Genomic DNA, 11,960 nt, shown 5'->3' with positions numbered 1-11,960 from the left:
AGGGCATCTTAAGATTCTCATGAAAAAGACGCGTTTTTTAACTGTTACTCTGTCTGTTTTGCTGCACGCTGTCATTATTATGGGCTTTATTCATCTGGCTCAAGAAGAAAAAAATCAACAGCATCAAGCGGTAATGGATGCGCCAGTGATGTCGATTGCGTTAACACACGCTATTGAAGAAACTGCGCCAACAGACTCAGATATGACACCCATGGTTGAGCCTGAAGCGGAGATTGTTCCGCCTGTTGTCGTGGAGACGGCACAGGTAGTGCTACCAAAAAAAGAGAAGAAAATTGAGCGACCTAAAAAAAAGGTCAAAGAGCCAAATAAGCGTTTAAGCGAGAAAAAAGAGGTTGAACAGCAAAAAGTATCTACCAATAAAATAACCAAGTCGGCAATAACACCACAGCAGTCACAACAAGGGGAAACGGCGGCATCTTCCCCTTCGATGGGGAAGGTGGGGCAACCTAAAAATGGGATGTCAAACCTAGCAGATACTCAGCAAATCAATGCATACAGGGAAAAATTACGCCAAGAAGTTGAAAGGCATAAACGCTATCCTCGGCGCGCCAAAAGTATGAAGAAACAAGGTGTTGCTCAAGTCCAATTTAGGTTAACGGAGACGGGAGAAATAACGTCAGCGCGTATTGTGAGTAGTTCAGGTAGTGAACTATTGGATAACGCTGCGCTCGCTGCTGTTGAAAAAAGCCAGTCAGTAGGGAAGCCACCTTCCGGCTTTGCTCACATAGTCACCTTTAAAATTGAATTTAAATAGCGATTGTGGGTGGCACACATCATTCAGTTGCCGTAGATATTTTTTCGCCAATAAAGTTAATCGTTGAAATCCCTTTTTCACAGGCTGTTTCTTTCAGTGTAGAAGGGGTTTTTTCTGCTGATTTTTTAAGGTTGTTTAGCTGCTTAACATATTTTTCTGAACCTGCAATTGTCGGGTTCTCTTCTAAATAACCTATCAGTGAATCTATTTGTTGATAGAAATAGTCGCATTGACTTTGATTGGGTTCAATTTTCTTGAAATTTTTTAGCCCTTCGGGAATTAAGTTTGCTGTATTATCTTTAACTAATTCAGCATATTGCCCATTTTTAATTTGTTCGACAGTTGAGTCAATTTTGCTTTTTAAGTTAAAAAACAGAGCTCCCACGACAATAATGGTGATCAGCAATACCACATTTACAAAAAGGCTAATTGGCAACAAATACTTTTTCATAGTAATCCCTTAGATATCAGGTTTGTTGTTGATATATGTATTTTTCCATCGAGCCTAATATAGCACTTAACTTGAATTACAGTAAAATAAAATATGCAAGTAACCTCTAATATTAAAACGGTGATTAAGTGTCTCTAGAACAAAAGTAATTTTTAAGGCAAACAGTATGGTGCTACAGCATAGGATAAATAAACTACCTGTTTATAGGGTACAAAGGAGATTGCATAAAACGCATTGTTTATTTGCATAAAGAATCAATGTTCAGTGATCCGCTAGCGAAGTATATTAGGTTTGATTCCTTAGGATATAAAGGAAAAATGCAGTAGCCAGTAAATTATTTCTGTTGGTGAAGAATTATTCAGGCTGATATTCTTTTGAGTTTGTTATTCGCCATATTAATCACGATGGTGAGAGTCTAAAATTTCAAACGAATATTATTCGCTTAATTCCCCATTCAGTTTGAATTTAGTTAATGCTTATTAATAATTTTATGATTGCGTTTTTAAAATCTGAACTCGCTATATGTTTTATTTTATTTTTATTAATTAGCATTTTAATTTATGGATAAAAACCTATCGACTGCTGGGTTTTTATCAATCATTTTATATTAATCAGTCTAAGGTTATTTTATGAATAAAGTATTATTTTCTATTATAGCAACATTTTTTTTGTTCTTCAGCGGTAGCACAATCACAGGCTCACGATAAGGTACGTACGCATGAAAATGCGCTGATTGCTTTAAGTTTTACAGAAAACAGTACCTCTCAAGCTAACCAAATTGCGATGGCTAGGCATGCTGAAAAAGCCAATATTGAAAAGCCAACGATTAATGGTCTATCGAAAACGTTTTTAAATATGGATGCCCATGAAAAAGCCGCGACGGCATTAAGTTTCACAGAAAATAGCCAATCGTATGCTGTACAACGTGTGATTAATCAACATATGGCAAGAAGCCAAACTAAATAAGCTTAATGAAATAGCGCATAGACACTCTATGCGCTATTAAGCATTTAGCAATGTGAATTAAAATAGTTTTTTCTGGGGAGGCCCTGAGAAATTCATTTTACCAATATTTTCCATAAGGACTTCTACAACGACAGGCTGTTTTAATTCGACGGCACGTTGTAACGTAGATTTAAAATCTTCTGCCTTATCAACGGTTAGTGCTTTAATTCCCATTGATTCTGCTAATCGCGTAAATGAAGGAGTGAGTAACTCATTATAATATTGCCGATCAGCGAAATATTTCTCTTGGATCCCGCGCATAACACCATATCCATGGTCATTCATAATAAGAAGCACAATCGGTAGTTGCTCTTGTGCCATGGTAGCAAGCTCCCCAATACCTAGCATTAAACCACCATCGCCAACTAAGCCAATAACGGGAGTCTGAGGATTCGCTTTAGCGCTACCGATAGCCATTGCTAAGCCTAATCCAATCGCACCAGCCAAAGAGTGAATATTGTGTAATGGCTGAGTCGCTTTTAGTAAGCGGCTTCCCCATAAGCTACCTGAAACGGTGATATCTCGCACAAATATACCGTGATCTGGCAGTGCCTGCTCAACCGCATCGCTTAATTGGCTGTATGGTCCACATTGCGCTCTGAGTTGTGCTTCGGCTTGCTGAGTGGCTTCTTGGACTTGTTGTTGCCATTGTGGTGAAATTGTTCGCTTAGCTTGCTCGAGTTTGCTGGCTAATGCGTTCAGAATACTATGGCAATCGGCAGTAACCACCAAATCTGCACGATAGTTTCGATTAGCCGCTAGCGGATCGATATCAATTTGAATTAAAGGTTGTGGCAAGGGTAATGACCACGTTTTGGTTTCATTACTGCGTAAACGAGAGCCAGCGACGAGTGTGATATCGCAAGAACGCATCAATTTATCAATAGCATCTGCGTTATGGAAAGCGCGTAAGCTAAATGGATGTTCGTCAGATAAAATACCTCGCCCATGCGTACTACTGATCACGGCTACCCCCTGATCTGCCAATTTTTTAATCGCATCAGAGGCGTGTAGCGCACCACCACCAATCCATAATAAAGGGCGTTGTGCATGCTGTAATTTTTGCCAAATCGCATCGACTTGATCCGCCGTTGCTTCTGGTAAAGGTTGAACTGTCAGTGGTGCGCTGAGTAGCGATAAGGGAACTTGTGCGCTTTGTATATCAATCGGTATTTCGATAGAGACGGGGCCACAAGGAACGGTTTGTGCAACTTGAATGGCTTTATGTAAGACGGCAACCGCTTGTTCGGCGCTATGGACACGAAATGCTTGCTTAGAGCTGGCTTTTAAAAAGCCAAGTTGATCGCGCGTTTCGTGAATAAAACCGGCATCCATATCCAGATACGCTTTTTCTACTTGCCCTGTAATATGGATAATTGGCGAGCAAGCATTCATGGCTTCAATCATTGAGCCCACGGCATTACCCGCGCCGGCTCCTGTGCTGGTTAAGGCGACGCCAAGTCCGGTGAAGCGACCATGTGCATCAGCCATGGTAACGGCACCCGCTTCCCCACGGCTAGGGGTGAAGTCAATCATGCCACGGCGACCAATTGCATCTGCAATCGGCAGGTTGTGGATTGAGATAACGCCATAGACGGTACTGACTTGGTATTGTTCTAATGTTCTGGCGATCGCCTCGCCAACCGTGATTGTCTCATACATAGTGTTCTCCTTTAGAATTCGATAACCAATAATTTGCAACGTGAAGATATTTACGGATGCATGGTCATTTATTCACACCAACGGTTTGGTTGTGGGTTTAGTGCCAGAAAAATACTTTTTTGCTGCATATAAGCTTTGAGGCTTTCAAGGCCTTTTTCTCTACCGAGTCCACTCTCTTTAAACCCACCAAAAGGTGTTGAAATGGAGAAAACTTTGTAGGTATTGATCCAAACAGTACCAACATCTAAAGCATCTGCTAATTTAAAGGCGCGAGTGTAATCTTGCGTCCAGATCCCCGCAGCAAGGCCATAAATAGAATCATTGGCTTCTTCTATGAGTTGCGCTTCATTATCAAAAGGGATAACGACCAGCACAGGCCCGAAGATTTCTTCTTGGCAGACAGAAGCTTGGTTATTCAGCCCTTCAATAATGGTTGGTAAATAATAATTCCCTGCTTGTAAGTTAGGGTCTTGGGGGATAGCTCCGCCAAGGCGAATTGTGCCACCTTCAGCGATTGCTTGGTTGACGTAGCGAATAACACTTTCTCGGTGTTCGGGGGATATCAAAGGGCCGACATGAACCCGTTCTTGGCGAGGGTCTCCGATAATGAGTTGTTGAGTCAGTGCAGTGAGCTTTTCCATAAAAGGTTCATAAACAGCACGTGAGACGAACAGCCTAGAGCCTGCAATACAAGCTTGCCCCATTGAACTGAAAATACCATAACAAACGCCATGTGCCGCAAGGTTGAGATCCGCATCTTCTAAGACAATAGTAGGAGACTTGCCACCAAGCTCTAGTGACGTTGTGATCAGTTTTTCTGCCGCAATATGTGCGAGTTGTCGGCCTGTATTGGTGCCGCCAGTAAAGGATATTTTTTTCACTAAAGGATGGCGGACAAGTGCATCACCAACGATAGAGCCTTTACCGGGGAGTACGCTGAGTAAGCCACTCGGTAGACCCGCTTGCTCAAATAATTCCGCGAGTTTCAATGAGATAAGCGGGGTCGCCTCGGCGGGTTTTAATATCACAGCATTGCCCGCAGCTAGTGCAGGTGCAATTTTTTGCATATCGCTAGCAATCGGTGAATTCCATGGTGTAATAGCGGCAATAACACCTAGGGGTTGATATGTACTTAATGTCATCATATCGGGCTGGCGACGAGGAGGCAGCTCTCCGCCACTGACTTCGCATACGGCGGCAAAATAACGGGCTGTTGCCGCAGCACTCATGACTAGCCCACGAGCTTCTGCCCAAGGTTTACCATTGTCGAGAGTTTGTAAGCGGGTTAGCTCGTCTGCTTGCTCTTCGATTAGCATACTGACGTTGTGTAAAATAGTCGCGCGTTGATGTGGGGGCATATTGCGCCAACTTGGCGCTCGCCATGCACGCTCTGCCGCCTGAACCGCTTCTTCAACATCACTTACACTGGCGCTGTTGAGCGTGGCGATAATGTGTTGGTCACCCGGAAAGCGAGAGCACATTTCATTACCGCGCCCTTGTTGCCATCGTCCACCGACAAATATATTGAGTTTTTTCATGGGAATTCTCCAGTCAGATAATGGCATCTTGATCTGCAATGCGACGGCAAATTTCGACGGCACTTAATGCAGATAGCAGGGATGTTTTAGGATTTGAAGGTAATGGGTTACCATTTAATTCGATACAAAAATGGCCAAAATCACCAGTAACCTCAATGCGATGACTATTTTGCTTGGTCGTCGGGTCGACCATAAGTTCGACTTTTGTTTTATCCATACCGATACCGTAGAGGGCAACCGTCGCCGCCACATTGGCATTTGCGGGGAATTTCAGTGCCGCCTCGCGTGCTGTTCCGTGGAAAAAAACCGTTGGCTCTGTAACCGTATCTAGGTCGATGTAATTTTCAGCCGGACCATTGCGCCAGCTGGCAGGACTTTTACGTGATTGGTAGGTTACTTGGCGGATTGCGGCTTCTTTTGCACAACGTAGTCCATCGAGACCAGCAACAGCCCCTGATAATGGGATAAAGATAGCGTGGTGTTGTTGAGCTTTTTGGCTTAGCGTTTGTGCTAATTGCGCATCCGCCAATGCGCCAGTTGAAATCACGGCTAGCGTCCAGCCTTTTTCTAAAACCATGGGGGCATACTGTTTGACAGCATGTTGACTAGCACACTCCAAGACTAAGTCTGGTTTTTGTGAGGCGTGCGTCGGGCAGCTTAGTGGTATCACACGGTTTTGAAAGCGTTGTTTGATATCATTGTGGTGATGTTCGCGGGCCACTATCCAGCCTAGCTCAATCCCAGCAGGAAGCCGTTGGATCACTTCATTCGCCATAGCACCATATCCGATAAGCATCAGTGTTTTCATCATCGTTCCCTTAAATGTGGTGGCAAAAACCGCCGGAGACATCTAACGCCGCACCAGAGGTAAATGAAGCCATTGGTGAAGCTAAAAACACCAATGCTCTAGCAGGCTCTTCTGGTTTCCCTAAGCGTTGCATTGGAATGCCGCGTTTTTTGGCGATCTCACCAATCCAACTGTGCCAATCAAGACTTTTGTCGCTACGCGCCTCAAAGCGGCGACGCCATTGCTCTGACTCCACCATGCCGAGCAAGATAGAATTGACACGAATGCCTTTCGGCAGAAGGGTTTTCGATAGATTAAGCGTGAGATTGAGTAAAGCCGCGCGAGCGGCAGAGGTCGCTACCATATGAGGCTCTGGTTGTCTTGCTAATAGCGAGTTGACACAGGTAATTGACGCGATATCTGACTGTTCTAACAAGGGCATAAATGCATTAACGGGATTGATAACGCCAAACAATTTAAGTTGCGCTTCTTGTAACCAAGCTTCTTCAGGCGTATCAGCGTAGTGAGCCACATATCCTTGACCTGCATTATTAATCAGTAAATCGACTTGCCCAAAATGTGTTTGTACTTGCTGTGCAAATGCCTCAGTTTGCGTTTTATCCAGCACATCGCAACAGACAGCGAGCAACTTAGCGTGTGGATAGGCCGCCTGTAATGCGTGATGTGCCTCGGTCAGTTTATCTTGGTTTCGACCACAAAAGGCGACATGACATCCTTCGGCTAACAGGAGTCGGACTGTGGCTAGGCCAATTCCTGAACTTCCTCCAGTGACGACGGCGACACGATTTTCTAATTGTAAATTCATAGCGCTTTCCTTAATCAAACTTCTACTACGGCATAGGTCGCCAAAAATTGCTTCAGGTAATGGTTAAATGGCTGAGATGCATCGAGATAACTTGCATGTCCTGCTCGTTCAATATAGGTAAGGGGGCAACTGTGTTGCTGAGCGAGCATGTGCACTTTTTCAGGCGGCGTAATGGTGTCATCAAGGCCAACAACCATTTGGACGGGGCCTGAATAAAGATTGAGGTAACGGCTAATATCATCGTGAGCCAACATCCATGCTGCGGCTAAGAAACCGCGAGGGTTAAGTTTACGCATGGTTTGCCTTACCCAATCAATCTGTGGTTCACTGGCAGATGGGCTTAGTAGGGCGGCGGCACGATGTTGTGCATAATATTCAATACCTGAATTGAAGACGATTTCTCGTCGTTGTTCATAAACCTGTCTCTGTTCAGTTTTATGTTTAGTTGCGTAGCCTTGCGCCGGATTAGCTAAAAATAAACCTTTTATTTTTTGTGGATATTTTGCAGCGAACGCACAGGCCATGATGGCACCAAGTGAATGACCAACCAATACAACTTGAGGAAGATCTAAGCCATCGATAAAGGCCGCTAATGCTTCTGCATAGTCATTGGCGGTTGGGGTGTCGGTAGTCAGTGCTCGGCTATTGAGGTAGCCTGGTGCATCCCATGCCAGCAAGCGGTATTGCTGGGTCAGTGATGAATCTGTCAGTTGATAAATCCACGATGCAGAGCCTGAGCTAATACCATGAAGTAAGATCACCGTTTCACCGTTCCCGGCTTCACGCCAATTCAAATGATATGAGCCGAATTCAGCGGTTTGGATAGTGGGTAAATGTTCAATAGGCAGTTTCATCACTGAATTCTCCTGTTAACTACGTTTGACTTTTGATAATGGATGATCGTCTGGGTAAGTCGGAATGGCAGGCTTAGGCGTACCGATCATTACGCACATCAACGCTTCTTCTTCACCATGATTAAATAAACCACGGTAAATCCCAGCTGGAACCGAAATTAGGTCACGCTCTTTGAGCACGGTTTCATACTCCTCATCCCCATCTTTAATAAATAAGGTGATGGTTCCTTTGAGCATGAAAAAGACTTCTTCAACATCAGGGTGCAGGTGCAGCGGTCCTTCACACTTTGAGGGCAGTACCATGGTTGAGAAGGTAAAGTTTTCCGCGGGAACGGTATTGGCATCGTTGGCAACCCCTGTCGCCCCCGTACCGATGTAACGCATCTGCGCCCGACGGTATTTAGGGTCAAAATCCGCCTGAAATTTCAATGCATTCCAGTCATATTTGCGGCCTTCAAAACGGGCGATGCGTGATTCAACCCAATCCGCCATCGAGATGCCTTGTGGTTTTATTTGATTCAGTTGTTGTGACATAGTGATATCTCCTGATATTGAGTAGTTAAATCAGTATCTTTTTATAAGGGGGATAAGTAATACGCTGCCGATCAAACCGATAATGACAATAAATAACAGGCCACTATCCATATTGTGGGTGAGGGTGATTAATACCCCCATTAACAACGGTGCGGCGGCACCCGCAAGGTTGCCTAATCCATTGAAAATACCGCCAGCGAGTGCACTGACTTGCTTTTGTGTCGCTTTGGCCAGAAGAGCAAATATATTTGGAGCACCAGCCCCCCACATAAACATGCTAAAGGCCATCATTAAAATAATGCTGTAGGTACTGGTGAGAAATAGCACACCTAAAAGGCCGATTACGGCGCCAAGTAATGAGATAAAACAGACTAAGGCACGACGATCATAACGGTCAGAAATCCATGCTCCTATCGCTTCACCAAATAACATGGCGATAAAGGGGAGTGAGGATAAGATCCCCGCGTGCTCTAAATTGATTGATTTGCCTTTGATTAAATAGCTTGGTAACCAGCCGTTCATGCCCCAGAGGTAAACTAAGAAGGCAATATTAAATAAACAGATAATCCAAAAATGGCTATTGCGTAACAGGGTATTACGTTGAATTTTAGCTTCTGCCATGTCTTTGGTAGAGACTTTGCCATCCACGTTTTGTGTTTGCTTATTGACTAAATTGGGGTGGCGAATGCCGATAACGACTAGCCACCATACGGGTACAGTGAAAGCCGCCATAACGAAAAAGGTGCTTTGCCAGCCAAAATTATTCAGTAAGTACAAGGAAATTGGAAAACCAAGAGCCGCACCAATAGGCGTGCCTAATAACCAAAGCATTGTCGCTCTTGCTTGCATTTTTTGTGGAAAAGTACGGCGCACGATGGCATAGGAAATGGCAAGTAATGGCCCTTCAGCAATACCTAGTAATACTCGAAGAAAAACCATTGTGGCGTAATGGTGAGTAAAACCCATAAAAATCATTAAAATACACCAGCTACTGATCATAAATAGCAGCATTTTGGTGGGGTGAAATTTATCGCCAATCCCACTGAGCAGCATGGATGACACGCCATAGGCAAACAGGAATGCACTCATCAATAGCCCAAGACGTGTGGGATCAAAATCAATTCCTAGAGCTTTTTGGAACTGTTCATCAGAAAATAGGGCGGCAATACTAATTTTGTCGAAAAAGGCTAACAGTACGCAGGAAAATAGTGCGATTGGGATCAACCAGTTCACGCTTTCTTGCGGTGATGCCATTTCATTTTCTTGTGTCACTGAGGGCACGGGTATCGGTTGGTTTGCCATATTATTTCTCCTACCTGCACATTTACTTCAGTGACATCAGTGAAAAATTAGGATCTGCAAGTTCCGATGGGGATAACTTGCGGCTGTTTTGCATCCACCTTTTGCCTAGCTTGATGGAACGAGGGTCATTAAATGCGACCATCTGAACTAATTCGTTGTCATCATTCAGTGAAAAATGCACTTCAGCATTTGGTGTGATGCGTTGAATATGTTGGGTTGCTAGTGGGGTTGGGATCCCTAAAATCTGGATATTGTCTTGATATTGATCTGACCATAGCCATGCAGGGTCATTAAAATCCTCACTGTGGACATTAAGCATGGCTTTGGCGGTGGTAATGGCTTGGTTTTGTGCATAAGCCCAAGATTGTAAACACAGGGATAATGTGGGATGACAAGCAACATCGCCAGCAGCATAAATATCGGGGTGAGATGTTTGCCCTTGTCCATTGATCACAATACCTTGTGTGACTTCAAGGCCTGCTGTTGCCGCTAGCTCAAGATTTAATTCAACACCGATCCCCATAACAGCAAGATCAAAGGATTGGCTAGGCTGCTTAGCACAACTGATCCGTAAATCATCGTGACTTTCATCGAGCAAAATTTCGCCACAATCGGTTATGATTTCTACCCCCGCTTGCTGGTGGCGTTGCGCGAGTGCGTTTGAAACAGATACAGGTACACTACGCTGACATAAGCGCTCTTGGCGTTCAAAAACGGTAACGTCAATGCCCATTTGGCGTGCAGAGGCCGCAACTTCTAAGCCAATCCATCCACCGCCAATAATGGCCATTTTTTTAGCGGACAACAGCGCTTCACGTAAACGTTGCCCATCATCCCAAGTACGCAGTGCAAATACGCGTGGATGCGATTGCCAAGCAGAAGAGAGAAAACGAGGCCGGCCTCCCGTTGCAATTAATAATTTATCAAAAGCTAAATGGCGACCATCACTGAGCTGCACCTGCTTTTTGTTGGCATCAATATGGGTCGCACGAACAGGGCGATACCAAGTCAAATTCAGAGAGTCCGTTTCATCTTCACTAAATAGGCGTGATAGAGGAGTGCCCTCCTGTTTCAAAGCTGCCTTTGATAAAGGCGGTCGTTCATAGAAATCATGTGGCTCATCACTAATAACAGATAAAATGCCTTGGTAGCCTTCATCTCGTAATGTTTTTGCGGCCCAGCCACCGGCTTGCCCGCCGCCGATAATGACAATACCGCCATCAATAAGTTGTGTCATGGCATCACTCCTTGTCTTTTTTCACTTGTCGGCGTGTTTCGTGGTCGATACCACCTTCAACCGCCCATTCGGTAAAGGAAACGAGAGAGTGCTCTAGTTCACGGGGTTGCCATTTTTCGGTTAGATAGTCGTCGTTGGTGTAGTACTCAAACGCACCGCCCGTTGGGCTATTGACATACCAGAAGTAGGCAGACGAAATAGGGTGACGACCCGGGCCAATAAAAGTACTCCATTTTTGGCGGTTCATGGCGAGGCCACCGCCAATCACCTCATGAATATCGCGAACCGTAAATGCCACATGATTCAGGCCCCGCCCGCGATGAGGCAGCTTGAGTAGGAATAAATTATGGTGGCAACCATTAATTTGTGTACGTAAAAAAACCGCACGGTCGATATAACGGTCAGACACTTGGAAGCCCAGTTTTTGGCAATAGAATGCTTCTGTGGCCTGTAGGTCATCAACAAAAAAGACCACATGACCAATATTAATGGGGGTTGCTTTGTCATAAACAGGGCTTGGCGCATCAATACGACGAATATCTCCCCACTGGTTGATAGGGGAAATATCGACGGTAACATCTTGTTGTTGGCTAATCGTAAAAGCCACCGTCATACCGTTTGGGTCAAGGCACTGTGCCCCATCAGAGGTGAGTTGAAAGCCTGCACAATCTTCAATCTGTTTGATGACCTGTTCGAGTGTAACGCGGTCTTTTACGCCCCAAGTGATCCGTCGTAAGGTGGAGCCTGATTCAAAAGGTGTAGGCAAGCGGGGATCATCAATCGATGAAAGGGCGACGCTTGCACCGGACAGTGTTGTAAAATAAGAAGGGTTATTGGGTGATGTTTGCAGTCCAAAATCCTGCAAGAATTGCTGACAAGCGGCAAGGTTATCAACACCAAACTCTAATTTTTCAATACCAATGACTGACATAATTTGACCCTCTATATAATCGTTTTTTATTGCCGACCTTGTTTTTGGGCAAGCAGAG

Annotated in this window: 12 protein-coding genes and 1 pseudogene; 2 read left to right on the top strand and 11 right to left on the bottom strand. The window is 44.6% G+C overall.

The genetic code is table 11. From position 1 onward, the window contains the following. Positions 1–19 precede the first annotated feature (19 nt). Positions 20–775 carry an energy transducer TonB gene (locus PR675_RS03130; protein WP_004918928.1) on the top strand — a complete coding sequence of 252 codons (756 nt, stop codon included), beginning with the start codon at positions 20–22 and terminating at the stop codon, positions 773–775. 19 nt (positions 776–794) lie between these two features. On the opposite strand, the gene PR675_RS03125 is transcribed toward PR675_RS03130, so the two are convergent. Continuing rightward, positions 795–1,226, bottom strand: coding sequence for a hypothetical protein (locus PR675_RS03125; RefSeq protein WP_004918937.1), 432 nt, complete (start codon positions 1,224–1,226; stop codon positions 795–797). A gap of 783 nt (positions 1,227–2,009) precedes the next feature. Between PR675_RS03125 and PR675_RS03120 the strand changes: the two genes are divergently transcribed. Next, the gene (locus tag PR675_RS03120) at positions 2,010–2,192 is read left to right on the top strand and encodes a hypothetical protein (RefSeq protein WP_223854754.1); all 183 of its coding nucleotides are present in this window, start codon (positions 2,010–2,012) and stop codon (positions 2,190–2,192) included. A 57-nt stretch (positions 2,193–2,249) separates the two neighbouring features. On the opposite strand, the gene PR675_RS03115 is transcribed toward PR675_RS03120, so the two are convergent. The 10 genes and pseudogenes from PR675_RS03115 to PR675_RS03075 all read right to left on the bottom strand — a co-directional run bounded on the left by PR675_RS03115 (position 2,250) and on the right by PR675_RS03075 (position 11,902). Continuing rightward, entirely contained in the window at positions 2,250–3,893 is a 1,644-nt protein-coding gene (locus tag PR675_RS03115) for a thiamine pyrophosphate-binding protein (protein ID WP_060561326.1), read from the bottom strand. A 68-nt stretch (positions 3,894–3,961) separates the two neighbouring features. Next, positions 3,962–5,431: an aldehyde dehydrogenase gene (locus tag PR675_RS03110; protein ID WP_060561325.1), complete on the bottom strand. Its 1,470-nt coding sequence runs from the start codon at positions 5,429–5,431 to the stop codon at positions 3,962–3,964. Positions 5,432–5,444: 13 nt separating this feature from the next. After that, on the bottom strand, positions 5,445–6,239 hold the full coding sequence (locus PR675_RS03105) for an aspartate dehydrogenase (protein ID WP_014658163.1): 795 nt from the start codon (positions 6,237–6,239) through the stop codon (positions 5,445–5,447). Positions 6,240–6,249: 10 nt separating this feature from the next. Next, complete coding sequence (locus PR675_RS03100; protein ID WP_014658164.1) at positions 6,250–7,044, bottom strand: SDR family oxidoreductase; 795 nt, start codon at positions 7,042–7,044, stop codon at positions 6,250–6,252. 14 nt (positions 7,045–7,058) lie between these two features. Then, entirely contained in the window at positions 7,059–7,898 is an 840-nt protein-coding gene (locus PR675_RS03095) for an alpha/beta fold hydrolase (protein WP_004918949.1), read from the bottom strand. Between the two features lie 15 nt (positions 7,899–7,913). Next, positions 7,914–8,432: a cupin domain-containing protein gene (locus tag PR675_RS03090; protein ID WP_004918950.1), complete on the bottom strand. Its 519-nt coding sequence runs from the start codon at positions 8,430–8,432 to the stop codon at positions 7,914–7,916. 30 nt (positions 8,433–8,462) lie between these two features. Further along, positions 8,463–9,686: an MFS transporter gene (locus PR675_RS03085; RefSeq protein WP_400494675.1), complete on the bottom strand. Its 1,224-nt coding sequence runs from the start codon at positions 9,684–9,686 to the stop codon at positions 8,463–8,465. A 70-nt stretch (positions 9,687–9,756) separates the two neighbouring features. Then, a complete protein-coding gene (locus PR675_RS20975) occupies positions 9,757–10,053 on the bottom strand; it encodes an oxidoreductase C-terminal domain-containing protein (protein WP_400494673.1) in 297 nt (98 codons plus the stop codon). 30 nt (positions 10,054–10,083) lie between these two features. Next, positions 10,084–10,971, bottom strand: a pseudogene (locus tag PR675_RS03080) (NAD(P)/FAD-dependent oxidoreductase); the annotation flags it as partial. A gap of 4 nt (positions 10,972–10,975) precedes the next feature. Beyond that, positions 10,976–11,902, bottom strand: a complete 927-nt coding sequence (locus PR675_RS03075; RefSeq protein ID WP_060561322.1) for a VOC family protein — start codon at positions 11,900–11,902, stop codon at positions 10,976–10,978. Between the last annotated feature and the right edge of the window lie 58 nt (positions 11,903–11,960).

The sequence above is a fragment of the Providencia sp. PROV261 genome (assembly GCF_028477945.1).
Classification (GTDB): domain Bacteria; phylum Pseudomonadota; class Gammaproteobacteria; order Enterobacterales; family Enterobacteriaceae; genus Providencia; species Providencia stuartii.
Note: the sequence above shows the minus strand (reverse complement) of the source record. Positions and strands in the feature narration are given on the sequence as shown.

What these genes read in the sequence shown, in the direction of transcription:
- PR675_RS03130 (WP_004918928.1), top strand. Translation starts at nt 20, where the DNA reads ATGAAAAAGACGCGTTTTTTAACTGTTACTCTGTCTGTTTTGCTGCAC.
- PR675_RS03125 (WP_004918937.1), bottom strand. Translation starts at nt 1,226, where the DNA reads ATGAAAAAGTATTTGTTGCCAATTAGCCTTTTTGTAAATGTGGTATTG.
- PR675_RS03120 (WP_223854754.1), top strand. Translation starts at nt 2,010, where the DNA reads ATGGCTAGGCATGCTGAAAAAGCCAATATTGAAAAGCCAACGATTAAT.
- PR675_RS03115 (WP_060561326.1), bottom strand. Translation starts at nt 3,893, where the DNA reads ATGTATGAGACAATCACGGTTGGCGAGGCGATCGCCAGAACATTAGAA.
- PR675_RS03110 (WP_060561325.1), bottom strand. Translation starts at nt 5,431, where the DNA reads ATGAAAAAACTCAATATATTTGTCGGTGGACGATGGCAACAAGGGCGC.
- PR675_RS03105 (WP_014658163.1), bottom strand. Translation starts at nt 6,239, where the DNA reads ATGAAAACACTGATGCTTATCGGATATGGTGCTATGGCGAATGAAGTG.
- PR675_RS03100 (WP_014658164.1), bottom strand. Translation starts at nt 7,044, where the DNA reads ATGAATTTACAATTAGAAAATCGTGTCGCCGTCGTCACTGGAGGAAGT.
- PR675_RS03095 (WP_004918949.1), bottom strand. Translation starts at nt 7,898, where the DNA reads ATGAAACTGCCTATTGAACATTTACCCACTATCCAAACCGCTGAATTC.
- PR675_RS03090 (WP_004918950.1), bottom strand. Translation starts at nt 8,432, where the DNA reads ATGTCACAACAACTGAATCAAATAAAACCACAAGGCATCTCGATGGCG.
- PR675_RS03085 (WP_400494675.1), bottom strand. Translation starts at nt 9,686, where the DNA reads ATGGCATCACCGCAAGAAAGCGTGAACTGGTTGATCCCAATCGCACTA.
- PR675_RS20975 (WP_400494673.1), bottom strand. Translation starts at nt 10,053, where the DNA reads ATGCTTAATGTCCACAGTGAGGATTTTAATGACCCTGCATGGCTATGG.
- PR675_RS03075 (WP_060561322.1), bottom strand. Translation starts at nt 11,902, where the DNA reads ATGTCAGTCATTGGTATTGAAAAATTAGAGTTTGGTGTTGATAACCTT.